The organism is Paenibacillus sp. MDMC362, assembly GCF_003269305.1.
Taxonomy (GTDB): Bacteria; Bacillota; Bacilli; order Paenibacillales; family Paenibacillaceae; genus Paenibacillus_AQ.
Map to the genome: position 1 here is coordinate 127,802 of NZ_QLYT01000021.1, position 23,480 is coordinate 151,281.

31 protein-coding genes and 1 pseudogene are annotated in these 23,480 nt (G+C 47.3%); 5 read left to right on the forward strand and 27 right to left on the reverse strand.

What is annotated here, in order from left to right; all coding sequences use genetic code 11:
* Window positions 1-100: 100 nt before the first annotated feature.
* Window positions 101-730: a potassium transporter TrkG gene (locus tag DP091_RS31830; RefSeq protein ID WP_258394487.1), complete on the forward strand. Its 630-nt coding sequence runs from the start codon at window positions 101-103 to the stop codon at window positions 728-730.
* A gap of 114 nt (window positions 731-844) precedes the next feature.
* Entirely contained in the window at window positions 845-1,177 is a 333-nt protein-coding gene (locus tag DP091_RS31835) for a potassium transporter TrkG (RefSeq protein WP_373456915.1), read from the forward strand.
* Here DP091_RS31835 and DP091_RS11475 read toward each other — a convergent pair.
* The 7 genes from DP091_RS11475 to DP091_RS11505 all read right to left on the reverse strand — a co-directional run bounded on the left by DP091_RS11475 (window position 1,160) and on the right by DP091_RS11505 (window position 6,802).
* Window positions 1,160-2,419 (reverse strand): glycosyltransferase, encoded by a 1,260-nt coding sequence (locus DP091_RS11475; protein ID WP_113058449.1) that lies wholly within the window; start codon window positions 2,417-2,419, stop codon window positions 1,160-1,162. The two genes, DP091_RS31835 and DP091_RS11475, sit on opposite strands and share 18 nt — an antisense overlap.
* Window positions 2,416-3,033 carry a TetR/AcrR family transcriptional regulator gene (locus tag DP091_RS11480; protein ID WP_181469781.1) on the reverse strand — a complete coding sequence of 206 codons (618 nt, stop codon included), beginning with the start codon at window positions 3,031-3,033 and terminating at the stop codon, window positions 2,416-2,418. Before DP091_RS11480 ends, DP091_RS11475 begins: the two co-directional genes overlap by 4 nt.
* Before the next feature lie 206 nt (window positions 3,034-3,239).
* The gene (locus DP091_RS11485) at window positions 3,240-4,082 is read right to left on the reverse strand and encodes a formylglycine-generating enzyme family protein (protein ID WP_113058451.1); all 843 of its coding nucleotides are present in this window, start codon (window positions 4,080-4,082) and stop codon (window positions 3,240-3,242) included.
* A gap of 222 nt (window positions 4,083-4,304) precedes the next feature.
* Window positions 4,305-4,946: a glycoside hydrolase family 11 protein gene (locus tag DP091_RS11490; RefSeq protein WP_113058452.1), complete on the reverse strand. Its 642-nt coding sequence runs from the start codon at window positions 4,944-4,946 to the stop codon at window positions 4,305-4,307.
* Window positions 4,947-5,375: 429 nt separating this feature from the next.
* Complete coding sequence (locus DP091_RS11495; protein WP_181469782.1) at window positions 5,376-5,813, reverse strand: hypothetical protein; 438 nt, start codon at window positions 5,811-5,813, stop codon at window positions 5,376-5,378.
* Window positions 5,797-6,270 (reverse strand): MerR family transcriptional regulator, encoded by a 474-nt coding sequence (locus DP091_RS11500; RefSeq protein WP_113058453.1) that lies wholly within the window; start codon window positions 6,268-6,270, stop codon window positions 5,797-5,799. Before DP091_RS11500 ends, DP091_RS11495 begins: the two co-directional genes overlap by 17 nt.
* A gap of 187 nt (window positions 6,271-6,457) precedes the next feature.
* Window positions 6,458-6,802, reverse strand: coding sequence for a winged helix-turn-helix transcriptional regulator (locus DP091_RS11505; protein WP_113058454.1), 345 nt, complete (start codon window positions 6,800-6,802; stop codon window positions 6,458-6,460).
* Window positions 6,803-6,932: 130 nt separating this feature from the next.
* On the opposite strand from DP091_RS11505, the gene DP091_RS11510 reads away from it, so the two are divergent.
* Window positions 6,933-7,571, forward strand: coding sequence for an NADPH-dependent F420 reductase (locus tag DP091_RS11510; protein ID WP_113058455.1), 639 nt, complete (start codon window positions 6,933-6,935; stop codon window positions 7,569-7,571).
* A gap of 45 nt (window positions 7,572-7,616) precedes the next feature.
* Here the strand turns inward: DP091_RS11510 and DP091_RS11515 are convergent, their stop codons facing one another.
* From DP091_RS11515 to DP091_RS11545, 8 genes are all read right to left on the reverse strand, one after another.
* Window positions 7,617-8,024 carry a helix-turn-helix domain-containing protein gene (locus DP091_RS11515; protein WP_181469783.1) on the reverse strand — a complete coding sequence of 136 codons (408 nt, stop codon included), beginning with the start codon at window positions 8,022-8,024 and terminating at the stop codon, window positions 7,617-7,619.
* Window positions 8,025-8,177: 153 nt separating this feature from the next.
* Window positions 8,178-8,282: a DUF6254 family protein gene (locus DP091_RS31570; protein ID WP_015735743.1), complete on the reverse strand. Its 105-nt coding sequence runs from the start codon at window positions 8,280-8,282 to the stop codon at window positions 8,178-8,180.
* Window positions 8,283-8,561: 279 nt separating this feature from the next.
* Complete coding sequence (gene map, locus DP091_RS11520; protein WP_113058457.1) at window positions 8,562-9,308, reverse strand: type I methionyl aminopeptidase; 747 nt, start codon at window positions 9,306-9,308, stop codon at window positions 8,562-8,564.
* Between the two features lie 26 nt (window positions 9,309-9,334).
* Window positions 9,335-10,105: a TetR/AcrR family transcriptional regulator gene (locus DP091_RS11525; RefSeq protein ID WP_113058458.1), complete on the reverse strand. Its 771-nt coding sequence runs from the start codon at window positions 10,103-10,105 to the stop codon at window positions 9,335-9,337.
* A gap of 306 nt (window positions 10,106-10,411) precedes the next feature.
* The gene (locus DP091_RS11530; protein WP_113058459.1) at window positions 10,412-10,972 is read right to left on the reverse strand and encodes a hypothetical protein; all 561 of its coding nucleotides are present in this window, start codon (window positions 10,970-10,972) and stop codon (window positions 10,412-10,414) included.
* 220 nt (window positions 10,973-11,192) lie between these two features.
* Window positions 11,193-11,420, reverse strand: coding sequence for a helix-turn-helix domain-containing protein (locus tag DP091_RS11535; RefSeq protein ID WP_113058460.1), 228 nt, complete (start codon window positions 11,418-11,420; stop codon window positions 11,193-11,195).
* A gap of 10 nt (window positions 11,421-11,430) precedes the next feature.
* Complete coding sequence (locus tag DP091_RS11540) at window positions 11,431-11,913, reverse strand: DUF2975 domain-containing protein (RefSeq protein WP_113058461.1); 483 nt, start codon at window positions 11,911-11,913, stop codon at window positions 11,431-11,433.
* Between the two features lie 249 nt (window positions 11,914-12,162).
* Window positions 12,163-13,077 carry an arginase family protein gene (locus DP091_RS11545; RefSeq protein ID WP_113058462.1) on the reverse strand — a complete coding sequence of 305 codons (915 nt, stop codon included), beginning with the start codon at window positions 13,075-13,077 and terminating at the stop codon, window positions 12,163-12,165.
* 106 nt (window positions 13,078-13,183) lie between these two features.
* Here DP091_RS11545 and DP091_RS11550 point away from each other — a divergent pair, with 106 nt between their 5' ends.
* Window positions 13,184-13,525 (forward strand): winged helix-turn-helix transcriptional regulator, encoded by a 342-nt coding sequence (locus tag DP091_RS11550; protein ID WP_071220787.1) that lies wholly within the window; start codon window positions 13,184-13,186, stop codon window positions 13,523-13,525.
* A 71-nt stretch (window positions 13,526-13,596) separates the two neighbouring features.
* Here the strand turns inward: DP091_RS11550 and DP091_RS11555 are convergent, their stop codons facing one another.
* From DP091_RS11555 to DP091_RS11580, 7 genes and pseudogenes are all read right to left on the reverse strand, one after another.
* A complete protein-coding gene (locus DP091_RS11555) occupies window positions 13,597-14,073 on the reverse strand; it encodes a GNAT family N-acetyltransferase (protein ID WP_113058463.1) in 477 nt (158 codons plus the stop codon).
* A gap of 823 nt (window positions 14,074-14,896) precedes the next feature.
* The gene (locus DP091_RS32330) at window positions 14,897-15,346 is read right to left on the reverse strand and encodes a S8 family serine peptidase (protein ID WP_373456917.1); all 450 of its coding nucleotides are present in this window, start codon (window positions 15,344-15,346) and stop codon (window positions 14,897-14,899) included.
* Window positions 15,259-15,738 carry a S8/S53 family peptidase gene (locus tag DP091_RS31840; protein ID WP_258394485.1) on the reverse strand — a complete coding sequence of 160 codons (480 nt, stop codon included), beginning with the start codon at window positions 15,736-15,738 and terminating at the stop codon, window positions 15,259-15,261. Before DP091_RS31840 ends, DP091_RS32330 begins: the two co-directional genes overlap by 88 nt.
* Window positions 15,739-15,958: 220 nt before the next feature.
* Window positions 15,959-16,663, reverse strand: a complete 705-nt coding sequence (locus tag DP091_RS11565) for a DUF421 domain-containing protein (protein ID WP_113058465.1) — start codon at window positions 16,661-16,663, stop codon at window positions 15,959-15,961.
* Between the two features lie 51 nt (window positions 16,664-16,714).
* On the reverse strand, window positions 16,715-17,191 hold the full coding sequence (locus tag DP091_RS11570) for a YqeG family HAD IIIA-type phosphatase (protein ID WP_113058466.1): 477 nt from the start codon (window positions 17,189-17,191) through the stop codon (window positions 16,715-16,717).
* Between the two features lie 259 nt (window positions 17,192-17,450).
* A pseudogene (locus DP091_RS11575) lies at window positions 17,451-17,642 on the reverse strand (hypothetical protein); the annotation flags it as partial.
* Complete coding sequence (locus tag DP091_RS11580; protein ID WP_146746997.1) at window positions 17,599-18,000, reverse strand: hypothetical protein; 402 nt, start codon at window positions 17,998-18,000, stop codon at window positions 17,599-17,601. The pseudogene DP091_RS11575 and the gene DP091_RS11580, both read right to left, overlap by 44 nt.
* Window positions 18,001-18,158: 158 nt before the next feature.
* On the opposite strand from DP091_RS11580, the gene DP091_RS11585 reads away from it, so the two are divergent.
* Window positions 18,159-18,557 carry a hypothetical protein gene (locus DP091_RS11585; RefSeq protein ID WP_113058482.1) on the forward strand — a complete coding sequence of 133 codons (399 nt, stop codon included), beginning with the start codon at window positions 18,159-18,161 and terminating at the stop codon, window positions 18,555-18,557.
* Window positions 18,558-18,719: 162 nt separating this feature from the next.
* Here DP091_RS11585 and ptsP read toward each other — a convergent pair whose 3' ends face one another.
* From ptsP to DP091_RS11610, 5 genes are all read right to left on the reverse strand, one after another.
* Window positions 18,720-20,483, reverse strand: a complete 1,764-nt coding sequence (gene ptsP, locus DP091_RS11590) for a phosphoenolpyruvate--protein phosphotransferase (protein ID WP_113058468.1) — start codon at window positions 20,481-20,483, stop codon at window positions 18,720-18,722.
* Window positions 20,483-20,752, reverse strand: coding sequence for an HPr family phosphocarrier protein (locus DP091_RS11595; protein WP_113058469.1), 270 nt, complete (start codon window positions 20,750-20,752; stop codon window positions 20,483-20,485). Before DP091_RS11595 ends, ptsP begins: the two co-directional genes overlap by 1 nt.
* Before the next feature lie 263 nt (window positions 20,753-21,015).
* A complete protein-coding gene (locus tag DP091_RS11600; protein ID WP_113058470.1) occupies window positions 21,016-21,750 on the reverse strand; it encodes an SIS domain-containing protein in 735 nt (244 codons plus the stop codon).
* A 36-nt stretch (window positions 21,751-21,786) separates the two neighbouring features.
* Window positions 21,787-22,542, reverse strand: coding sequence for a creatininase family protein (locus DP091_RS11605; protein ID WP_113058471.1), 756 nt, complete (start codon window positions 22,540-22,542; stop codon window positions 21,787-21,789).
* 12 nt (window positions 22,543-22,554) lie between these two features.
* The coding region (locus DP091_RS11610) for a phosphotriesterase family protein (RefSeq protein ID WP_113058472.1) at window positions 22,555-23,480 on the reverse strand (926 nt) is incomplete at its 5' end.

Genomic DNA, 23,480 nt, shown 5'->3' on the forward strand with positions numbered 1-23,480 from the left:
ACCAACAAAGCGACTAAGCTTTAGGGGTGAATTCTTTCGAAATACACAACATTCCGCTCCTGACACAATGGAGTTGTTTATCAACAAGCTTAAAAAAAATATGAGTCCCCCCTCAACTCGTCATGCTTGTCTTTTTCACTTTAATAATAATCGGGACCGCATTGCTCGCGCTTCCCTACTCTTCCTCCACCGGGAGGTCAATTGTCTGCTGGATGTTTTATTTACAGCTACCTCAGCAATATGCGTAAACGGGCTCGTTGTCTTGGATACCGGTAGTGTTTTTTCAACTTTTGGACAAGTCATTATCATGATCTTGATTCAAATTGGCGGGCTCGGCTTTATGACCTTGGGCGTTATGGTTGCCATTGTTCTGGGGAAAAGGATTGGCTTGAAGCAACGAATGATTATTCAGCAAACCACGCATTCGACCTCGGCACAAGGTTTGGTTAAATTATCAATGTATATGGTACTCATTGCATTCGCGTTTGAAGCCTTGGCTACGATTGTCCTTACGCTCCGTTGGCAACAGGACGTCGGGTGGGGACAGGCAGCCTACTACGCACTTTTCCATTCCGTTTCGGCATTCAACAATGCCGGATTTGCCCTGTGGTCTGACAGCCTTTCTCCCTTTGTCGGCGATCCGATCGTCAATATTACGATTGTCCTGCTATTTATCATTGAAGGCCTCGGCTATATCGTCATTGTGGATGTATTCCAAAAACGTTCATGAAAGAAGCTTTCGCTTCACTCCAAGGTTGTCCTAGTCGGAACAGGAACGCTGTCCCTGCTCGGTTTTCTATTTATATACTTTTTGGAGAGCTGGAATCCGTCAACCTTTGGCCAATTGAGCGAAAGCGAACAAGTGCTGGCTGCTTTTTTCCAAGGCATAACGCCTCGAAGCTCGGGGTTTAACACGATAGATATCGGTAGCATGCTGGCGGCTTCTCAGTTTTTCATTATTATTCTGATGTTCATCGGTGCTGCTTCCGGAGGAACAGGCGGCGGTATTAAGATCAATACGCTTGTTGTACTCATCCTAGCTACGATCCAAACCTTTCGCGGGGGCGGTCAAATCCATGCCTTTAAACGCAAAATAAGATTTTTCTTGTCCATTAACACCTTAACTTTTGGACACATATCCCTTGTTAAAGGAATTCCCTCAAAAGTGATGGTGTAGCCGTCTCTCAATAAATTCTACAGTTCGATCAACACCTCTCTCCTCTGAAATTTTATCTGACAGTGCCATTACATTGGCTGTCAATGTTGAATCACTGGTTAGCTCCGCTATTCGCTCAGCCAAACTGGCTACTGACATTGATTTTTCAGGAATCGGCTTGGTCGATACACCTAGTTCATAAATACGCTTGGCCCAGAAGGGTTGATCCGCATTGAACGGGGATATGGTCATCGGCTTACCTGCTCTCAAAACGGCCGCTGTCGTCCCTGCTCCACCATGATGAATAACGCCTGCAGCTCGCGGAAACAGCCAGGCATGCGGTGCTTCCTGTATACACAGGATGTTCTCGGCCCCATTACCGGATACTTGCATTCCACTCCAGCCAACCAGAATGATGCCGCGTTGCCCCGTTTGTCGTAAAGCCTGCATAGTCATCTCGAGCACATGATCCGGATGCTTTAGAGGCATGCTGCTATAACTGATGACAATTGGCGAGGATCCTGACGCGATAAAAGACTCCAACTCCCTTGGTGGGTCCCAATCGGTATCTTCCAGAAACCAAAACCCCTCCATACAGACGCGATCCTTCCATTTCGGATCAAATGGAATAATCGAAGGACTGCAACCGTAAAGCACCGGAATATCGCGTCCATTTACGTGCAGATCATCGGAGAATAGACTTCGTGGAGGTAAATGTAACGTATCTCTTCTCCATGTATTCAACATTTTTTTGAAGGATAACAGCATGAAACGGTTGAGATGATAGCTTTTTTCATTTAACCATCGATTCCTGAAGGTGAAAGGTAAAATGGGATTGGTGAAAGCGCCTGTCGGTACAATGATCGGAATTGGATGGGCCGCAAATACGGGAATATTCAGCTTTTGGGCAATATCATATCCAGCGAATGCTTTGGGATGGTAGATGAGGCAGTCCGCATCTTGAGAAGCGGTCCACAGGTCATCGAGCATTTGCTGCATCATAGGATATATAAGCTTTTTCATCTGCTTCATAATCTCCAAGGGATTGCTGCCCAGCATGCGTTTCCCTTCTGCAGATTGGGCTAGTTTCATAATATTTGCCTGTATTGGCCCGAAACCGACACCATGCCCTCGAACGAAGCCTTCGAAATCCTGCGATGTGCATATAACCACGTCATGTCCGTTGTTCTGGAGACCTCGGGCAAGGGCAATGAACGGCTGTACATCTCCTCTTGTTCCGATGGTGAGCAACTTTATTTTCACTCTTTTCCCTCCTTACGATAAATGCCGTACCTTAATATGTCCAAATAGGGTTTCGTGTCTAAAGCCGCACTTGCCTCGAGTTCTCCTGTAGATTTCTCGTCGTACCGTTTGGTCATTTGCTTCGTAATTAGAGATTCAAGTGAAAGCAATACGAATTCGATTGCTTTCTTGGGATCGATTCCTTCCCTAAAACGGCTCTGATCGATCCTGCTTGCCAGGAGGTGTATGGAATCCTTGTTCATCTGTTGTTGTTTGAGCAGAAGATCCGCTTTCAGCTCTTCCGGCATAATCAGAAATGTTTTAGCCATAAATCCAAACCTGATGGGGTCACTTTTAAATACATTCATCTTTTTTTGAGATAATTGCTCTATCGCCTGAAATAGATCCTCGGAGAGATCCATAGGTGACGAAGTCAGTGAATGGTAGTAATGCTTTAAGCATTCATCCACCACCGTTAAATACAACGTTCTTTTATCCGAAAAATAATGAAACAAAATTCCCTTGGATACGCCAGCTGCCTTGGTAATTTGATTGGTTGAAGCTCCTTCATAGCCCTTGTGATAAAACTCTACTAAAGCTGCTTGCAAAATGGTTTGTTTTTTATCTGGCTCCATTGGTTTGTACGCCACCTCACCGATTGACCACCTGGTCAATATCATTTTGACCAAATTGTATTACACATTGACCACCTGGTCAATAGTGTGGTGACTTGCTTGCAACAAGCCAGGAAATCAGCGGCCACCTTGCGGTAAGACTCACGGATAAACACCAACTTCACAAACTAAATCCGGAATAAAAAAAGAAACATGACATGATAATGTCATATTTCTCCGCGAACGACACGAAAACCTTGATCGGGGCCAAAGCCGTTGGGATCGAACTTCCCTCGGAAGGATATCTCATTGTTGGTAACGTCGCCGATCCAACCGCCGCCCTTCACTACCCGGAAGGAACCGCTTGGCCTATCCAATTCGCCGTGCCAGTCCCAGCACCATTCCCTTACGTTTCCAGACATATCGTAAATTCCTAACTCGTTGGGTTTCTGGGTACCGATCGATTTTGTTTGATTCTGATTGCTCTCTATGATAGGCCAGTTCCAATCCCCAGATAGGTATTTGTCTCCGGCGTTCTTCCAATACCATGCGACCTCATCGGCATTATTGCTTCCGCTATAAATGTACCCCTTGCTATTCTGACCTCCGCCCGCAGCGTATTCCCATTCCGCTTCTGTAGGCAACCGATAACCGTTAGCTCCCTCATTGATCGTGACGGTCCATTTGATATTATCGTTATCGTTCCTATTATTCGCATCCTTTTTCCCCTTGTCTATGTTGTAATACGGATTCAAGCCCTCCTGGATACTTCTTTGATTGCAATACTCCACAACGTCATACCAGCTCACCATTTCAACCGGCAAATGATCGCCTTTGAATGCAGATGGATTACTGCCCATAACTTCCACCCACTCTTTTTGGGTGACCTCATATTTGCCGATGTAAAAGTTCGATATGGCTTCTTTTTTATCAGCATAGTTAGACTGGTTGTTCTTAAAGGTCCCGCCTTTCACCAATACCAAATCATCCTTCTTTTCAGGCTGATCTTGCGAACAAGCGCCGATCACAACCATTATTGCTATTAAAAAGAACATTAATAGCTTTCTCATTGAGAATATCTCCTTTTAGCTAATAAGAATAATGATAGTCCGTTGTTGCCCGCAACTTGCCTGCCCGTTACGTCGAAGGCCGTTCATCTTCGCGAAAAACGGCCCGCAACGTATCCGGACTTAGGGCTAAACGAAGGGAATGGTCAATCGGATAGCCGAACTCCGCTCTCCTAAAAGATGCTCCCTCCGTGTCCGTTAGTTGAGTTTACGGATGGCGATTGGCTACCATACCGTTACGTTAGAGCTTCCGCTGCTTTGATAACCCTCTGTTGCTAACACCTGATAAGACCAGCTGCTTCCCAGATTCATCCCTTTACTTGCCCATGCGTTCACGTGGTTGCTGAAAGTGATGGAGGAGTTGACCCCCGTCGCTCTTTTCGATTGTCGAACGCTCCAGTACTGGGCAAACGTTTGTGTTCCGTCAATGGAAGGTGCATTGTATCGCATGGTCGTATAGATATCGTATGTGCCTCCATCACTTGTGACTGTCCCTTTATGTGTTCCGGTAGGTCGATAAGTGCCCCAGCTATCTACGACGTAATACTCGATGAGTGCGTTTCTCGTCCATCCGTAGAGTGTCAAATACCCATTGCCGGACGGCGACCAGACGCCGGCATTGTAGTTAATCGTTCGGTTAGGCGATCCGGTATTCCAGCCTTTGCCGACAACGAAATTCCCGGTATTTTGCCATGTTACGCTGTAATTACCGCCGGAGCCGTTAACAGCATTCACCGTTCCGCCCCCATCGGTCCAATTTTGCCAATAGTCGGTCGCTGCACTTGAGGTTGTTGCAAACATACCAAAACTCATGGTAGCTGCAAGAATAACCGTCATCATTTTCTTACTAAACTTAAACTTAAACATAATCTACCTCCTCATATTGTTGAATTGTGCCTTGCGTTGATTTTCTTGGCTGTGCTCAGCATGCGATTTCCCTTGTGTTTTTCCTTTTACCTCCTTTCCAAGTAAATTATAGGATGATAGCGGTTTCAAAACATGTAGCAAATTAAATATGATATCTAGATTATTTTACAATTTTAGGAACTTACCGCTGAACACGGAACATGGACGAAATCATTGGCCTACTATGGACGATGCCTGATTTACCATGCCGATGTGTAGGCCCAAAGAGAAATGGAATTAACCGACCATTACGGCGTTCCTTGATACAGCGAGGGCGGATAGATCATAAAAAAAGACTGCCGGAATATTACCGACAGTCCCTTCCATTTCACAAAAGTAGTATACCCCATATCCTTTTCCCTTGTTCCACCCGATGAATGGATAGTCTTTTCATGAATAGTCGCTCATCTGACCTCCGAACCCCTTCGGCTTCCTTCTTATACCCATTATGATGAAGATGACATAGATTACGATCGCAATCGAATCGATTAACGTATCCGTAAGCGCCGATATGTCTTGTAAAGCCGTTATGCCAAGAATGACCAGCAGCCGGACGATCAGAAGCGATACGATGGTCCAGGCGGCGAAGTGGGTCTTTGATCGTTCAATTTGGAATGACATAAGAATGAACACAAAGCCGAAGATCAGATTTTCCGCCGTGATGATGTGCCATACATACATGAACACTGTTTGGGTGTCCGTCGCTATCGCACTCACATGGAGCACTGGCAGCACAGTGGATTGCCCGTTCCATGCGTGCGTGAAGGCAAACAGTATCGCCAGAAGGCCGGCAGTCAAAAAATAAAAATTCCTAACCTTGATGCCCATGACATCCCTCCTCAGATATTTCCAGTTCCTTCTTGTGAATAGAGCGGTAAAGCTCGCGAACGATTTCTGCCAGCCGTTGGTCGCTTTCATGATTAAAGTCCCTTAGCGTTTCGGCTGCTACGTCGAGCAACTGACTGACCTTTTCCAGATGGGCCATTTTCTTGCGCGTTTCTGCATTCTTGGCATCGAGAAACGAAGCAACCTCACGGCAATAAGCAGCGTCTACATTCTCCTTCCTGTGGAATCCAAACGTTCCCTTGATCTCGTCAAGTGTGAAGTCCGCGTACTGCATGATTTGGATATTCATTAAATCGATGAGGTCGTTCTTCGAATACCTGCGGTACCGATTGTCTTCACGGGACGGTGATACGATTCCTATCCGGTCATAGTACCGAAGCGTATCCTTTGGAATCCCGAGCAGCTGCGAAACTTCTTGTATAAAATAAAGTTTTTCCATGAATTCAAAATAACATTGGAGTAAGCTCCAATGTCAAGTCATAATATAATTTTATTATCAGCGCAATCAAGCAATCGTTGGCATGAGGGTATATGATATCCAGGAGGCTAGTCTCAGTTGTTTCGCTCACCTTTGCTGCCCTGTTCGCGCCCGCGTCAACGAGATCATCTCCCCTGTCCACGGCTAACTATTTAGGGGCTGGAATCTCGCATTCAGATAGGATGTGTTTTTCCCCCCACTCACTCATCGAATCCAGAAATTCAATCATGGTTCGTCCCCTCGGTGTGAGCGTATATTCTACTCTAGGCCGAGGCTCCGGATACGTTGTTCTATCGATGATTCCATCCCGCTCAAGCTCACGAAGCTGCTCAGTCAACATTTTTTTCGAAATGGATGGTAAATGTCGCAGCAATTCGCTGTACCGAACGGGTATTGAGTTTTTATACAAAAATCGATAGATTGGAATTTTCCATCTCCCGCTTAGCATGGAAAACACGACCTCAACGGGACATTCATTTCGTTGAACAGGCATTCGTTTGCCCCCCCATTTTTATCCATAGTGTATCATTTTTCTTTAAGCAACAGGTTGGTTACAAAAAAGTGCCTAATTGTTATCGATATTTAATAGAGAATACAATCACACTTAGAAAGGAGATGCATCCATGCGCATTGGAATTCTCGGAGCTGGGAATGTAGGTCAGTCCTTAGGGAAAGGACTCGCGAAATCAGGCCATCAAATTCGCATCAGCAGCCGAACACCGCACAGCGGAAAATTTGATCTTTGGAAACGTGAGGTAGGCAATTCGGGAGACATTGGATCATTTGCTGAAGCAGCTCAGTTTGGTGAGGTTATTATTGCGGCTCTCCCTTGGGCCAATATGAAAGAAGTGATTGAAACCATCGAGCCTGTGTACCTAAAAAACAAAACGGTTATTGATGTAAGCAATGCCGTCCATTTTGACAATGGACCGCGCTTGCTTCTTACGAATACTTCAGCAGGAGAGATCGTCCAGTCCATTTTACCGGAGAGTCATGTGGTTAAGACACTTAATACAGTTAGCGATAAGATCATGGTAAATCCCCGATATAAAGAAGGCTCGCCGATCATGTTCGTATCCGGCAACCATGCTCCTTCCAAAGATCAGGTCAGGGTTCTTCTTAACGATCTCGGGTGGTCGACGGTCGTTGATTTAGGTGATATTCGGCAAAGCTTACTACAAGAATCCATCATGCTTGCATGTGTGATTAGTGAAATTCAACTGGACTCGCCAGGGTCATCCTTTGCTTTTTTAAGACATTGAGTGTCAATACAGCTGGCTGGGCCTATGACCTTATCTTAGCAAGTACTAGTTATTTTCACTATCCGCTTGTTTTTTGATTGAATCCACAGTGAGAGTGAATGCTTCCGCTGCTTTATATGCATCTAATGCATTTTGAAGGCGTTTTACTTGCTGATTCAACTCGTTTCGATTGTCTTTGACCTTTATCATTGCACGTGCCACGTGAATCAGCTCTTCTTTTGCTGCGTTTATAGCACGAAGATGAGCTTTTTCAATCATCTGTACGGCCATATGAGTGTAGATCGCTTCAAACTCCTTATCATCAATCCGCTGCTCACGGGCAGCCAAATCGCTCTCGCTAATTACCCAATCTCCAGAGTCGTTTTTCGAAGCGGCCAAACGCCCATCATTAATCATGTTAAGAATCGTTTTGTAATGAACCCCAAGTAACAACGCTGCTTCTTTAGCATTCATTTTAAACATCCTTCCTTATCTCTCGTTATCCATATATTAAGTGATAATTAGGGTAAAGTAAACCGAGATATCTAATGAATGATACAAGAAAGAAGACTGCCGGCATATAACGCCGACAGTCTTTCTCTCTTCCAAGCAGTATACTTCTTCATCCTATTCGCTGGACAATTCCTTAAGCGATTTGATTTTACCATGGGGATGCTGTTCTTGCTTTCGCGACTTCCAGGCAGCTTCTTTCCTTCTCTTCTGGTGAGCCATAACAGGTATCCTCCTTTGGAAACTGAATTGTATACCACTTACTTATATTGTCATTCCTCAGCTCTGTTCATTCATGAAGTTCATATTTCTAAATCATCGTGGGAGGCCCGAAGAGTATGTAGTAATACCTTCACTAATCTAATCGGTTGGAGAAAGCGTCCGGCAGACCACCCGAAATCACGCTTGAGGCGAGAGTGTGGATGATCTCGCTTATCGGATTGGCGACTTATTTCCGTGTGGGCGGCTTATTTCCGCATTGACCTCCGTTCGCCTCTATTCTTACTGGGCTGTTAATATCAGCGGCCCGTCCGACGTGATTGCGATTGTATGCTCATATTGCGCCGACAGCTTGCCGTCAGCTGTTCTCGCGGTCCACTGATCGTCGTCGATCGTGATACGGAACGTACCTTCGTTCAGCATCGGTTCAATCGTAAACACCATGCCTTCCTTTAATCGAATGCCTTTGCCGGCTACGCCGATATGCTCGTAGTTCGGCTCCTCGTGCAGGCTCCGCCCGATTCCGTGCGCCAGCAGATCACGTACGACGGAGTACCCGTTCGATTCCGCATGCTGTTGAATCGCCGACGTTATGTCCCCTAGCCGGCCTCCAGGGAGTGCCCGGGCGATCCCCAGATCCAAGCATTCCTTTGTCACTTTTATTAATTTTTGTGCCTCCGGCCGGATATTGCCCACCGGATAGCACCAGCATGAATCGCCGAACCAACCGCCGTATTCCACGACGATGTCGAGCTTCAGCAAATCGCCATCCATAAGCGCACGATTCGAAGGAATGCCGTGGGCCACCACATCGTTGACCGAAGTGCAGGTTTCTGCGGGAAAACCGTTATACCCTTTCGTAAACTGCTTGCCGCCGAGCTTGGTAATGTGTCTGGCAACAAAGTCATTGATTTCGCGGGTGGTGATCCCAGGCTCGATCAGTTTGGCCACCTCTCGGTAGCAGTCCGCAACGATTTGGCCCGCCGGCTTCATCTCCTCGATTTCCCTAGGTGATTTTAAGATGATCATCTATGGTTATTCACTCCTTATCCATACTATAGTTTTAAAAACAGGACGATATCCCTGGCCTCTTCACGCAGCTTACCGCGGCGAAGCGAAAGCGAGGCGCAGCCGACCAAGGCGGTCAGCAGCATTTCCGCGCGCTGCAGCCAACTCAGCGGCTCTGCCGCGTTTCCGCCGGAAGCGGCATCCCCGTCCGCCGCACGCCCGGTTTCCAGCAGCGCGGCCAAAGGCGAGAGCACCTCCCGGCGAAATGCGGCCAGGAGCGGAGCCGAGCGCGCTTCAGGCAGCGAGGCAAAGCTCTCACCGGCCAGCTTATGCAGCAGGTACAGCGCGTGGTCCTCCGCCCAAAGCTGCAGCAGCCGGACGCCGGCTACCGCGACGGGGCCGAGCTCTGCGGCAGCGGCCGTTTCTCGGCTTCCCATACGGGAATCCGCGGCAGCCGAATTTCCGGTGTCCGGCCCAGCAGCCGAGTCGAATCCCCCCCCTGCCGGCATCTCCCCCGAGGCCGATGCACGCGGGACCTCCGGCGGAATCTTGACCAAGGCTTCTAACGGAGCATCTAGCCGGGCCTGAAGCCATCCACCGTCCCGCTCCAACGCATCCCATAGCAGATCATGGAGTAAATCGCCCTTATTGCTGTAATAGTGGTATACCGTGCCATAGCCGAGTCCCGCCTGCGCGGCCACATCGCGGATTTCCAGTAAAGGACCTTTATCCAAAAACACATCGGCAGCGGCTTTCCGGATTTGCGCCAAACGCCGCAGCCGGATCTCTTCGTTTTGTTCCTTCGTTCGTGGCGTCATCTAGTCTAATCACTCCTTTTATTTTTGACCTACTATTATGTCAATATAAAACATCAGCTTGCGAATAACAAGTGATTATTGTAGGATGTCATGCCTCAACCTAGAAATCGGTCCTTGACCAACGTGTTAACCTCGAACGAGCGACCTGGTTGGAACGTTGCTGCGCTAACGGTTGTCATCGCGTTTAATCGGCCCAAAAACAATGCAAGCTTCAAACCTTAAAAGGCAGCCGGTCATACTGGTCGGCTGCCTTCAACGCATTATTCGGCTATTGTTCCCGCTCGCTTAGGGTAGCTTAGCAATAGATTAGATTTGTTTCTTTTCCTTTATCCATTCTTTGTATTCCGGTAAAGTATATTCATCCGTTTTTACGACAGCCCAATGATTGTTCTTATGTTCTAAGAAGAGCTTAATTAAATGCTCTCCTCCAGACTCTTCAAAGTCATCTCTCAAATAAACTATACTTGCATGAATGAGAACTACCACTTCATGATCACTTATCGTTTTCACTTTTATTCGTTCATAACCTTCAACATTATAATTGGCATCCAACAATTGTAAATGTTGATTTAAGGATTCAACATCATTTTCCTCTATATTGATTCCTAGTTTGAGGTCAACATTCTCTTTAAGATCCGGGTAATGGTCCCATAAAATATGTATATCCTTGTTAACCACGGCTTGTGTTCTATAGTACATGTACTCTCTGACTGGCGTTATATACTTCACCCAATCCGATGGTTCTGGCTCTACAAAACCTTCCAGATCTGATTCAGCAGTGAGATTTTCTGTTGAGCTCGTATTTTGCTGACACCCGATTAGAGATACGAATAGTACAATCATTATAGTTCTTAATAGTAAAATCATCTTTTCCCCCTTCGATAATGACTCCCCGAATCAAGATTCCAGCCCCTCTTCTATGGTTCTTCACAACCATTTTACCACATATTAGGAACCAATGCCCAACCTGCTTCACATCAATCCTGAAGGTCCGTTTATGACTCGATTCTGTTTCACGTTGACAATCATCAAGATTGCTTATGAAACACAAAAAATCGCCGAAATGGCGACTTTTTAGATCTCGGCTTTATGATTTTTGCGTCGTGTTCTCGTCATCTTTGTATTCTAAAATATCTCCAGGCTGGCATTCCAGCGCTTTGCAAATGGCCTCTAACGTTGAAAGCCTAATGGCTTTGGCCTTTCCGTTTTTCAATATAGAAAGGTTGGCCATTGTTATTCCAACTCTCTCCGAAAGTTCGGTTACGCTCATTTTTCGTTTAGCCAGCATGACATCAATATTGATAATAATCGCCATAGTTATCACCTCAGACCGTCAAATCATTTTCAGATTTTATATCAATTGCCTCTTTTAAAAGCTTTTGAAGAACAGCAGCAAAAACGGCAATCACCATGGACGCAAAAATCAGGGCCATTCCGATGAGTATGATACCTGGGGCATCGTCTTTCTCCGCTATCAGATAGAAGAGCGGCATGCCTACCACAAATAAGCTGCTGATTATGGCTGCACAGTTTTTTATATTCTTTAGAACGCGTACGGATAATTCCGAGAAAGCTTTGTTCTTGTCAATATAGCCTAGAAGCTTATACGCCTGATACAAAGCAAAGTAAAACGGTATCGCGGTTGCGTACAAATCAATGAAAACAAGATATCTCAAATAAGTATGATCTGGATACAATTCTGAAATAAATTCCGCTATCTCTGGTACCACAAATATGCACAGAGCTAGAACTGGAATTCCAATAAGTATTACAGCAATCCTTAAAAATAATGTGGACCCACGTTTCATAAAAAGCACCTCACTTCATGATTATGAATTTGATTTTAGCAATTTATTTATCGTTTTGCAATAAATAATTAACGTTTTTAATTATATTTATATTGTTATGCTGATATCTCCAAGGAAATACTTTCATTGAAACGAAATCAATCTGAATCACTACAATTGCTCCACCTAAAAAATACACCCTACAATGCTTGGGTGTATTTTTATGATTATTCAGTTCATTATTCTATAAAAAGTTCATGGGTGGTGCCTTCAGTTATTTAAAATGGGTATTTCTCCAAGGAGTTTCTTCAGGTTGATCGAGTCCCACGGCAAATGCTCTGTTATACCTAACCCAACGACATCGGTTTCTTCTGATAATTCTTTAAGCAAACTGAGTAGTTGCGGCAATTGCATGGTTCCCTCAGGAGATAAATTAAAGGGTTCTTCCGGGTTGGCGAATAATACCGAACGAAAAACTTTTGGATCAAGCACGTCTAAATCAAGATGAATAGCCAGGTGTTTAATGCCGCTTTCTTTGATCCATTCTTTAATAGATTCAGTGCTGCCCGCTAACTCCTTCGTTCCGGCCGTTCGAATACCAAGCCTCTGAATCATTTCCGTGTCCGGTTCTGTAGGTGCAACACCTAATCTTTGAAACGCTTCAGAAATTACAGCAACTTCTTCTTCTGTAGGAGCCGCTAATCCCGCAATAAAGACATTTTCAGGTTTTAGCGGGGTTTTCACATGTTTTGCGAACTCCTCGTCTCCTTCTCCCAAAAGATTCCCGAGAGGTACTGCGTGCCCGTTATCATAGCCGACATAATTGACCAAGTCAGAGTGAGCATCGATCCATACCAAACCTAGTTCCCCACCATACCGTTCGTTTAAATAGGCAAATGGAGCTTGTTCAACTAGGCAATCGCCACCAAACATGATAACGCGATCCGGCTGATGAGCCTCAATTAGATGATGAGCGGCCTTTAGCTGTTCAAGCAGCTGTTGTCTTCCATTCATACCGTTCTCGTTTTCGAGGGGGGTACCATCATAAGCTTGAACAGGTACATGGATCAGTGGCTGATCATTGTCCGGAGCAAGCCAAGCAAGCAGCTCGGCTCCAAAAGAGTAGTTCGGGTTGTTTCCTCCTTGCCATTGCGGCATTAACAGGCGTATTGTTTTTTTAGTCATTTGTTTCTCTCCTTTACATCAAAGTAAGGTTAGTATAGACTGAGCACAAACAAAAAAGTAGTACGCACATTTATGATAGGTACTACCCGAAAGGATAGTGTTAAGTATGAGTATGGAGGAATTTAAAGGTAAAGTTAAGAATGTTCAAGATACACCTTTTGGTTATACCATTTCGATTATTGGCGGTAAATGGAAAATGGTGATTATGTACCTCTTGGCTGAAAACCAAACGGTTCGCTTTAATGATCTGAAAAGACAAATAGGAGCGATCACTTACAAAACATTGAGCTCACAGCTCAAGGAACTGGAAGCAGACGGTCTGGTGACACGCAAAGAATATCCTCAAGTTCCGCCCAAAGTCGAGTATAGTCTTACAGATAAAGCGGAAACTCTATTACCCATTTTGGAACAATTATGTGAGTGGGGAGTAAAGAACCAACACCATTGAGCCTTAATTTCTAGTTGTAAAAAAGCCGCATAAAATGCGGCTTTCAAAGGTTGATCCATTGAAGCAGTGAATTAGAGTCGTAAAACGGTTATTAGCTCGTCGTTTTCGATTTCGCCGTTGTCACGGAAGCCGTAGCTTTCATGAAGCTTTTTGGCGGCTGCATTATCAGCCTTATAAGAAATCCAGCAGTAATGTGCAGGCCCTGCCGGAAAGGTACGGATAAACTCCAAGATTTTTCTCATGGCTTCCCGACCATAGCCTCTGTTCTGGAATTGCTTGTCAATCATCAGCCGCAGGATGCAATAGCTGTCGTCTGCGATTGTCGGAAGTTCGTATCCGGTGATTCTGTAAGTAATCATAACAAAACCAACCGGCTGTTCATCCGCGTATATGGCAAATGGAAATGGCTGCCCCCCATTGGTTGCAAGGACATAACACGAAGCCACGCTCGACAAATTAGACGCTACGAAGCGCCGTTGATCTTCTGAGACCTCCAGATTAAATATGGCACGTCGGTTTTCTAACGTGATTTTCCTGAGTGTAATCATGCAAGGTTTCTCCCTTCATTATCTTGGGTTGATTTGCGCCGCGGTCGCTTATATAACATACAATTTATCCAAAAAAAGTAATAGACTTATATTGAAATTTTTTATAGACTATTATGTATCCATGCCTTTTTTAGGTGAGTATGAATTAACCGGCACATTATTGTGCCGGTTTGTTTTTTTTTGCTCATATAAGGTGCGTTTTAGCATTCCTGTTATTGGGGATTCGTGGCGAAGGCGATTCTGCATTGTTGAAAACCCATAAGGGAAACCAATCATACTAGGGGGGGGATGAGGAAGAAGCTATCAAACCAACTCCGTATGGACCGTGGTTCCGCTATTGGTAAGCAAAAGTGCTAAACATAGGGTTAGGCGGACACAGGTTCCGCTATTGCCTGCAAATCATGGCAAAAAACAAGAAAAACCCGAGAATAACGGATTCTGTGTCCGCGAATCTGTGTTTTTGGTACAGTTGTTGGGAAATAACGGATCTCCTGTCCGCGCACAGCTGCACACCGACATATTAGTGCGCACTAACACATCTTTGCACGCCACATACTGCTGTGCAAATCAACACATCAGATGCACTCTTCATACAGCTGCGCACACCGACACAACGGATGAACACTGTCCATCAATTGTCCGACGCGTTTACATTATTGAATCGGTATTGTCATTTCAGCGCTCGGGAAACTGGGTTTCCGCACTTATCCACTCTGTCCGCTTAGCCATTGGATTAGTGGAGAGGCTTTTGAAATTATGGAATCCGGATCATGCGTCGGTTCAAATTGCGGAAAAAAGTCAGGAAACATGGCAAGGTATTCCCTTACACACCATCGAATCGTCCAATTGATGTCCGTTGACAACGGAATCCATTATGGGAATGCAGTGCAATAGGTGTGTGCCCGATTCGCAGGGACCGTAAAGCTTCTTGGGGTGGATTCGTTATCTGACCCAATTCAATTGCGTTTTTTGCTTTGGCGACGTTAACCCTGGGAGCTAAATTATCGTAGCCATGTATACGATCACCGTATGTAGTCAACGCAGTGCGTAGAGTTGTTGCATCTAAACCTTGGAATGTAGACATTAGATATGCTGCGACTCCGGTTACGAGTGTTGCTGCGCCTGATGTTCCCTCATAATAGGAAACAACATCTGCTTTTTTATTGGATGCACAAAAAGGAACGGTTAAGTATACTCGTGGTGCCAGAACGTCAGGCCTGTAGTGCCCCTCGGCATTTCGTCCATATGGTTCATCGGGAAATGGTTCATGGATGTGGCGCTCTGCGAGGCCTCGGTCATTGTACCCCCCACGGCCAGATAATCGCGAGGCGGCAACATATTCGCTGTTCTCGTATTCCCGTTTGCACAAATCACGAGAACCCCACTTCTTACGGCTGGAGCCAGTGCCTGAACCGTGCTGTTTTTGCTTGGGCTTTTTAGATATACCTGATGATCTAGTGCATGCCATCCCGTACTTAATATGATTCGAATATTCCATTTTTTCTGCTTGTTCCATATCCACTCGATCCCGGCTTTTAATCGTTCGCCTTCCCCAGTCTTGAACGCCCCGTGATTAAGCACGATATAATGAGCCGCCGGTGCAATGCCTATATGCGTTTTTCCTTGGAAGACAAAAGGTTTATGTGCTAGTGCCAATAGTGTCATTAACCCATGCTCACCACTAGCGCCGTCCTGTTCAAGGGGCTCTTCTAAAGCGATATTGCGGCATGTTATGGAGAAGTCGTCATGAACGGTTACATATTTTAATCGATCGCCTAAATGCTGAAGTACAGGATGAGGAGTAATTGTATCAAGCTTATTGCTTGATCATTCATTTGGCTAGTTGAATGAAGTAACAGCATTCTATAAGCGGTCGCGAGTGCCCCTATTTTTTTGGTACCGAACAAACCTGCACGTTCTCGTTCTCGACGGTAGCTAGCATGACATCGTGGATATTCGTATGAACAGATGCTATTTGGGAATGAAGCCAATCTACATCCTTCCCCATGTCCTGAAGGAGCGACATATCGATTACTCCATCTACGATGATCGGCCTTGAGATCGTAAACGGCTTCGTCTCTAATTTCATATCTGCAGGAGTAACCGGTTGATACGGTGTGTCCATAAAAACGGATATGGTTCCGCCCGGCTCCCATACGGCAAGGGCTACCTTTTGTATATCCTCTACTTTTTCTTTTCGTAGCTCAGAAAACAAAAAATCAATGGAGATCCTTGCTTTAGATAAGTTATGAAACTGGATGAGCCCATTTTTAACGAGTGTAACGGGTGATGGATCTAGATATCGTTTGAAGAACGGCCACTTCAGGCTCAACCACGTTGCTGCGATATATAAAACGACTAGAACGATTGTCGTGATCATAGATCCCTTTAATCCCAATTTCTCGTCTGAAAGGGGGTGAGCAATAATATTACCGAGCGTTAGAGCTATAATGAAATCGAGAAACCTCAATTGAGATATGGAACGCTGCCCCATAAATTTCGCTGCAAGAAGTAAGAAAACGAAGCTAACAATAGCTCTTAAGATCCATTCCATGCTTGTCAACGATTCTTTGCTCTCGAAAAAATCCAATCCGTTCACCCCGCAAATACATCATTTATGATCAATCTGTAGCATACGTGTCTATACCCGGAGAACTTTGACAACTAGTCGTTTGATCACGCCTAAAATCCGAGGTTTCGCCCATGAAGAAGATATGAAAATCGTGTACATCCCCAGACGGTTTCCTCCCCATAAATCGGTAATGATGCCGTTTCCGATTACGGCTGTCTCGTTACTGCGGGTTCCGAGTAGATTCAATGCGGTTAAAAACGCTTTTTTCTTCGGTTTACCGGCTTCGAACAAAGCTGGAATCTCATTGATCTGTCCGTGGCCACGCATTGGAGGTTTGCTGTTAGAGACGATGATCACCTTAATTCCATATTGGGATATCATGTTATTCAGCCATTCTTTCATCGAATCGGTTATGGATTCAGCATTTTTCGTCGTTATGGTATTGGTCCAGTTGAGGATTATCCCTTTAATACCTGCCTGCTGGAGTGTTTCTCCGTCAATCTCATAAATCGAGCGCGCAATTTTCGATGGTTTAAAAATAGACATACCCTATCCTCCACTACTTTGATATAAGTGAGCCAATCGTGTATAGATTGGCTCCATTCTGTTAAAATCATACTTTGGAACAATTATCTCTCTTGGATGATCCGTATGTTTAGTTTCGCCTAAACAAAAAAAGCCGCGATTCTCGCGACTTCATCAGCATGTTCGTTTTTTTCTTCCGACAGATAAGATGCCCCCAGCCGGACGACGTATTGTTCTGAATCGACATCACGATCCACATTGACGTGTTGCAGCGGATCGTCTACAAGGCCCGACGTCGATCATGCAGAACGAACAGAAGGATCATAATCATCATTACACCTAAGATGACACCGGCTTCTGTGGTCAGCATCCGCAGCAGCGGGTACTCTGGCGAGAACTGCGAATCGGTACGAATAGCGGAAAAGAGATTATAAGCGAACAGCATGCCCGACGAAATCCAAGCCAATGCTAATGAGCGGCAGGTTTCCCGATAGCGACATCTCTGCATCTAGGATATGCGAATTCGGTAGCCGCATCACCATAAAGCCTTGCTTCGGATCGTTTCCGATAAGGGAGGTTAAGACCAGCATTTCTTGATTACGGTCTTGCGCTCGAATCGAGAGAATATCCTCATAAGTCCATTGCTCAGGTATATCTTCCGAGAGGTCTCTGACTGCATTCGTCCTCCCTGACGGGTCCACCCAAAATATTTCAGCTTCCGGATAGTCCTCGTTCAACTCTCCCAGTCTAGAAGTAATCGTATCCCCTCCTGTACCGTCCAGGCGGGAAATCCATCGAAAATATTCACGTAAATCACCAAGCATCGTCATAAATTCACAACATGGATTTGTTAATGTTATCAACAGCCGGGAAAATCAATGCGGGCAACTGGCAATATTCTTACTAAGCTGGAGGATGAATCGGACGGGGTCTTATCGACTTCATCAGGCGACAGATTAACACCTACATGGGAAAGGAATGGATTGATATGAAAATAATCGATATCGTAAAAGAAAACCTGCTTTTCATTCTCGGTCTGGGCGCTTTAGCGCTTGTCAGACCCATCATGAAGATGACCGGGATCATGGACCTGATCGGTCAGGCATTCGGCAGCATTCTGATGACGGTTCTCATCTCTTTGGCCTGGCTCATGCTCGTACTATTCAAAAGAACGGCTTATCCCGTTGTCATTCTTGTTTTTGCGGGTCTGAGTTATGCCTTATTTGCTGTCATTCTAAGCGGAATAGCCTCTCCCCTTATCGATGGAACATTGCAAGGTCCATTAACGAATCCGCTGGCAATGGTCAGTGTCTTCGCGGTAAATGCGGTTTGGGGCTTAATCGTTGGCGTCATTGCCAATGTACTGCATAACCCCTCCCAATCTTAGATTGTCGATAACAAAGAAATAGCGGCGTAGGAGAACCCCCTACACCGCCATTTCTTTATATGCAGCAGCTATTTGACCCCAACTAGCGATCACTAATACGGGTATACCACTTCTGAGAAACCCCAACCCTACTATGTTGGCCAAGTCATGTGAATACGTTATCTATACCACTGCTTGTTTCACGTGATGAAATTCCTCCAGCGCTTGACGAACGGCTTGAGGCGTATCGAGACGAAGGATGCGCTTTGCCAGCTCGCGGCATTCCTGACGATCCAGGATAGCAAGCCTTTCCTTCATCCGGCTGAGGCCGCTGGCCTCCATGCTCCATTCGTCGAGCCCGAGTCCGAGTAAGAGCGGTGCCGCGAGCGGATCACCCGCCATACTGCCGCACATGCCGGTCCATTTATCGGCCGCGTGGGATGCCTCAATGACCGTGCGGATTAACTGAAGCACGGCTGGATGGAAATAATCGTACAGGTGCGCGACATGTTCATTCATGCGGTCCGCCGCGACCGTGTACTGCACAAGGTCGTTCGTACCGATGCTGAAGAAATCGACCTCGCTCGCGAATCGTTCTGCCAACACGGCCGTTGAGGGAATCTCAACCATGATGCCAACTTCCATCTTCTCGTCGAACCGGATGCCGTCCTGCCTCATTTCCGCCTGCACTTCCGTCAGTATGGCTTTTGCCTGCCTCCATTCCTGCAGGCCGGAGATCATCGGGAACATCACCTTTACCGTACCGAAGGCGCTGGCCCGCAGCACTGCCCTCAGCTGCGTGCGAAGCAGCTCCTGGCGGACAAGCCCTACCCGTATCGCACGGTAGCCCAGGAACGGGTTTGCTTCCTTGGGCAGCTGCAGATACGGAAGCTCCTTATCTCCGCCGATGTCCATCGTGCGGATGATTACGGGGCGGCCCTCCATCGTCCGGGCCGCTTCCTGATACGCACGGAACTGCTCCTCCTCGCCCGGCATGGCCGGGGCGTTCATGAACAGGAACTCCGTGCGGAACAGACCTACGCCGTCCGCGCCCTGCAGGACGGCGGTCTTGGCTTCCGCGGCGCTGCCGATGTTCGCCGCGAGTTCCACGCGCGCGCCGTCGGCGGTCACTGCCGGGCGCGCCGCGTACGCCTCGAGCAACTGCCTGCGCTCGAGGTCCTGCAGCATGCGGAGCCGATACTGCTCCGCTTCTGCCTCGTCCGGCCGGGCAACGCACAGCCCGGCAAAGCCGTCGAGGACGAGCGTGTCGCCGTCCTCAATGCCGTCGACGCCGTCCCCAGCGCCGACAATAGCCGCAATCCCGAGCGACCGTGCGAGAATAGCGGTATGTGAGGTCGCTCCTCCAGTGCGAGTAATAAAACCGATCACCAAGTCAGGGTCCAGCTGCACCGTATCCGATGGCGCCAAATCGTCGGCAACCAGGATAACCTGTTCCGTGATACCCGTAAAGCCGCGCGATTGCCCTGGCAACAGACAAGCGAGAAGACGATTGCCGATATCACGTATGTCTGCGGCGCGTTCCTTCATATAATCATTGTTCATGCCTTCCAACATGGAAGCGACCTGACTCACAATTTCGGCAACGGCCTTTGGCGCTGGCTCCAGCTTCTCTCGGACCCGTGTCTCCATCTTCGGATAGAAGGCAGGATCCTCCAGAAGCTTCCGCTGCCCTGCAAGAATACCGGCTTGCTCTTCGCCCACGGCTTCCTTCGCTTTTTCCGTCAGCGCATCCAACTGCTCCGCACAGCTGGCTTTGGCTTCACGGAGCTTGATAAGCTCGGCATCGATAGCAGCCGGTGTATCGGGAATATCCTTCTCTACGGGGCTGCTGTCGCTGCTTGCCCCCTGCGAAGGCTTGTAGATGTATGCCTTTGCGATCCGGATTCCCTCCGATACGCCGATTCCTTGAATTTGCAGCTTCTTCATCAGGCTTCACCAAACTTGCTTTCGACTAGCTGAACCAGAGCTTCGACTACCTCTTGTTCTCCATCTCCGTTAGCTTCGATGGTCACGACAGCCCCTAGTTCAATGCCGAGCGTCATCAGCTCCAGCATGCTTTTGCAATCCGCGGAGCGTCCTTCGCGAGTCTTGAGATGAACCTCTGCTCCAAACTGTCCTGCTTTTTCCGAGAAAAGCTGAGCCGGACGGACATGAAAGCCCTGCTCATTCTGTATGGTTACGGTTTGTGCGAACATGTCTTTCCTCCTCATCCTGTAACAGGCCTGCCGAGACAATTCACTTGCAGAAATCGCAGTTACGGCTTCACTCTTCCGTATTCCTGTCGTTCGTGTGCTTGATCTATGCCAGGCGGCCTGCTTTATTTATTGTTCAAGATCCTGCTCATGGGCAGTGGGTATATATGCTAATAATGGCTGCTTCCCGTTTAGGTAGGATGATTTTCGTTTACGTACTTACGTTCATTTCGCGAGCTAAGCTTTCCTCGCTAAGCTCATTCTTATCATGCCAGTAAAGCGATCCGTCCCTTATAAGCCTCAACCAGCGCTTTGTTGTGTTCATCGGAACCATCGATATTTCCGCTGAGAAACACAGGGGGGTTAAAGCCTTTTTCAATCATAATCTCAATAGATTCGGCGAACAGAGAGTTCAAAATGAAGGCCCCGATCACCGTCGAGCTCGGCGTAAAGGGTACCTGGAGGCCCGGATGGCTTAATACGGCATCTCCCTTGACCGAGAAGTTGTCGATCACCAGATCAACGGCATCCGCCAGGTGCTTGCCGCTGCTGTGCCGGGACGGCATGCTTTTGGAATATTCCAGTGAGGTAATGCCCACAGTAAAGGCCCCCTTCTCTTTCGCCATCAAAGCGACATCTACGGGGACGGGATTTCGCCCTGAGGTTGACAATACGAATACAATCTCGCCTTTGCGAATATCCTGCTTCTCCATAAACTCCACCGCAAGGTCGTTTTGCCTTTCCAGCTCTGACGACCGGACCGCTCCTTCATGGAGCATCAGCTTCTCTACCAGAATCGGATGAATCGGTACGAGTCCGCCTGCCCGATAAAAGACTTCTTCAGTCAATATATGTGAATGTCCGCAGCCGAACAGATGAATAATCCCGCCCTGCTGAATACAGGTAGCTACCTTCACCGCCGCTTCACGGATCGGTTTGGCCTGCTCGGCTCGAACTTTGTTCAACAACCCGCCAATCACATCAAAATAGGTGTTCATCATCGTCTCACTCACCTCGTTGTTCCTGTAATTGCAATGCTATTTGTTCTCTGGTTGATCATCGGTTGACCAAGCACTTTTGGCTCGGAGAACCATCCCGGCCATCACTTCCAAGCTGCGCTCGATGATTTTCTCCCCCTTCTCCCTCGTTGCCAGCGTTGCATCCCCAAGTACGGCGGTGGAAGTCATTTCCTCCCACGGCGTTGGCGTGCAATCCGCTTCGATCGGGATCTGCGGGGCACCATCGATCGCCTTGCTCATGTCCACATATTCGCCGGCGAGATAGAGCATATAGGATGTCTCGATTTCATCGGCATGCATATAGCTTCCATGCGCAGCCGATGCTTCTCGTACCAAAGCCGTTACTTCCTTCGTGCCAGGGTAAAAGAAGTAGAACACCTTTAGCGCGGGCACCCGTTCGTATAACACTCTCGCAGCTTCCTTCAGCGCAACCGCATTGCCGAGATGGCCGTTCACCATGACGAAAATGCGGAATCCCTGTTGGTACAAGCTTTCGCCGATATCTGCTAACAGTCGGATGAGCGCTTCATTCGAGACGTTGATGCTCCCCGGGAAATTGCGCAGGCTCCACACCTGGCCATAGGGGAGGGTCGGCAGCACGAAGCTCTCCGTCCGTTCGGCTAATCTGTCCGCGAGTCGAGTCGCGAGCAGGTTATCCGTGCCCAGCGGCAGATGGGGGCCATGCGCTTCAACGGCACCAATAGGAAGGATGGCAGCACGGAATCGGCGTATTTTATCCTTCACCTCAACCGAATTTTCGAGTTCGAATTTCATACTGGCGCCCCCTTACTTTTTAAATGAAAAGCAGCTGGCCGGGTTGCTTACGAAAAATTTCTCCACCAGTTTTGGTCCGTCAAAGCCGTTTCGGTTCGCCTCGTCCACAAAGCGCGGTACCCATTTGGAAATAATGTATTCCAGACCGAGACCTTGATCGTAATGCTTGTAGTAGGTTTTCCGGGCAGTATCTCCGCTGATGAGGATTTGATCTTCGAAGCCTTTGCGGACAAGCTCCAGAATAAGCGAGATCCGGGTGCTTTCCGGTGCATACTTGATTTTGCCGATACCGTCAAAGCTCATGAAAGCCCCCGTTCCGGCAATCTGCTCATGATAGTACGGGTCGGGATTGCGGTCCATATGCCCCAGGCTCAAAAAAGACAGATCCACACCTTCGCTCTTCAGGAGCTCGATTTGCTCCAGCGCCATGGTGCCAACCTCGGTATGGGAATGAATGGGCGCCTTTGTCTCATGATGAGCGCGCGCTACAGCGCGCAGCGTCTTCTCCTCCAAGGGCGTAATGCGGTTATAGCCTGTACCGAATTTAACTTGACCTGCTTTGAAAGGCGTTCCCTCCAGCCCTTCTTCCACCTCCCGGATGACGAAATCCGCCAGCTCGTTGATGCTTTTTGCTTCAATCCACTGGGCGTAGGTTTCATAGTGGCCGATCAGCGGTTTAAGCTCCTCTTTGATTTTGGCGTCCCACAGAAAGCTTTTGTTGAAGCCCGCCGTTCCTACAATATGAATGCCTGTTTCAACTGCAATTTCCTGTACCGCCTGAACATCCCGTCCATAATCGACGGCTGTAGCGTCCACGATGGAGCGTCCGCCGTGTTGTTTGAAGTCAAGAACGTCGAGCTTGGACTTCTCTTTATCATCCAGGAGCAAATCGTCCTCGCCCCGTTCCTGCCAGTAGGCCGGACGGCATACGATATGTT

Coding starts and splice junctions, on each gene's coding strand:
- DP091_RS11525 (WP_113058458.1), bottom strand. CDS start 10,105: ATGACGCCACGAACGAAGGAACAAAACGAAGAGATCCGGCTGCGGCGT.
- DP091_RS11500 (WP_113058453.1), bottom strand. CDS start 6,270: ATGGAAAAACTTTATTTTATACAAGAAGTTTCGCAGCTGCTCGGGATT.
- ptsP (WP_113058468.1), bottom strand. CDS start 20,483: ATGAAGAAGCTGCAAATTCAAGGAATCGGCGTATCGGAGGGAATCCGG.
- DP091_RS11570 (WP_113058466.1), bottom strand. CDS start 17,191: ATGTCTATTTTTAAACCATCGAAAATTGCGCGCTCGATTTATGAGATT.
- DP091_RS11595 (WP_113058469.1), bottom strand. CDS start 20,752: ATGTTCGCACAAACCGTAACCATACAGAATGAGCAGGGCTTTCATGTC.
- DP091_RS11585 (WP_113058482.1), top strand. CDS start 18,159: ATGAAAATAATCGATATCGTAAAAGAAAACCTGCTTTTCATTCTCGGT.
- DP091_RS11535 (WP_113058460.1), bottom strand. CDS start 11,420: ATGGCGATTATTATCAATATTGATGTCATGCTGGCTAAACGAAAAATG.
- DP091_RS11580 (WP_146746997.1), bottom strand. CDS start 18,000: ATGACGATGCTTGGTGATTTACGTGAATATTTTCGATGGATTTCCCGC.
- DP091_RS11530 (WP_113058459.1), bottom strand. CDS start 10,972: ATGATTTTACTATTAAGAACTATAATGATTGTACTATTCGTATCTCTA.
- DP091_RS31830 (WP_258394487.1), top strand. CDS start 101: ATGAGTCCCCCCTCAACTCGTCATGCTTGTCTTTTTCACTTTAATAAT.
- DP091_RS11505 (WP_113058454.1), bottom strand. CDS start 6,802: ATGCCTGTTCAACGAAATGAATGTCCCGTTGAGGTCGTGTTTTCCATG.
- DP091_RS11480 (WP_181469781.1), bottom strand. CDS start 3,033: ATGGAGCCAGATAAAAAACAAACCATTTTGCAAGCAGCTTTAGTAGAG.
- DP091_RS11605 (WP_113058471.1), bottom strand. CDS start 22,542: ATGAAATTCGAACTCGAAAATTCGGTTGAGGTGAAGGATAAAATACGC.
- DP091_RS11540 (WP_113058461.1), bottom strand. CDS start 11,913: ATGAAACGTGGGTCCACATTATTTTTAAGGATTGCTGTAATACTTATT.
- map (WP_113058457.1), bottom strand. CDS start 9,308: ATGATCATCTTAAAATCACCTAGGGAAATCGAGGAGATGAAGCCGGCG.
- DP091_RS11490 (WP_113058452.1), bottom strand. CDS start 4,946: ATGTTTAAGTTTAAGTTTAGTAAGAAAATGATGACGGTTATTCTTGCA.
- DP091_RS11545 (WP_113058462.1), bottom strand. CDS start 13,077: ATGACTAAAAAAACAATACGCCTGTTAATGCCGCAATGGCAAGGAGGA.
- DP091_RS31570 (WP_015735743.1), bottom strand. CDS start 8,282: ATGGCTCACCAGAAGAGAAGGAAAGAAGCTGCCTGGAAGTCGCGAAAG.
- DP091_RS11485 (WP_113058451.1), bottom strand. CDS start 4,082: ATGAGAAAGCTATTAATGTTCTTTTTAATAGCAATAATGGTTGTGATC.
- DP091_RS11515 (WP_181469783.1), bottom strand. CDS start 8,024: ATGAATGCTAAAGAAGCAGCGTTGTTACTTGGGGTTCATTACAAAACG.
- DP091_RS11550 (WP_071220787.1), top strand. CDS start 13,184: ATGAGTATGGAGGAATTTAAAGGTAAAGTTAAGAATGTTCAAGATACA.
- DP091_RS11510 (WP_113058455.1), top strand. CDS start 6,933: ATGCGCATTGGAATTCTCGGAGCTGGGAATGTAGGTCAGTCCTTAGGG.
- DP091_RS11495 (WP_181469782.1), bottom strand. CDS start 5,813: ATGGGCATCAAGGTTAGGAATTTTTATTTTTTGACTGCCGGCCTTCTG.
- DP091_RS11600 (WP_113058470.1), bottom strand. CDS start 21,750: ATGATGAACACCTATTTTGATGTGATTGGCGGGTTGTTGAACAAAGTT.
- DP091_RS11555 (WP_113058463.1), bottom strand. CDS start 14,073: ATGATTACACTCAGGAAAATCACGTTAGAAAACCGACGTGCCATATTT.
- DP091_RS31840 (WP_258394485.1), bottom strand. CDS start 15,738: ATGACACTATTGGCACTAGCACATAAACCTTTTGTCTTCCAAGGAAAA.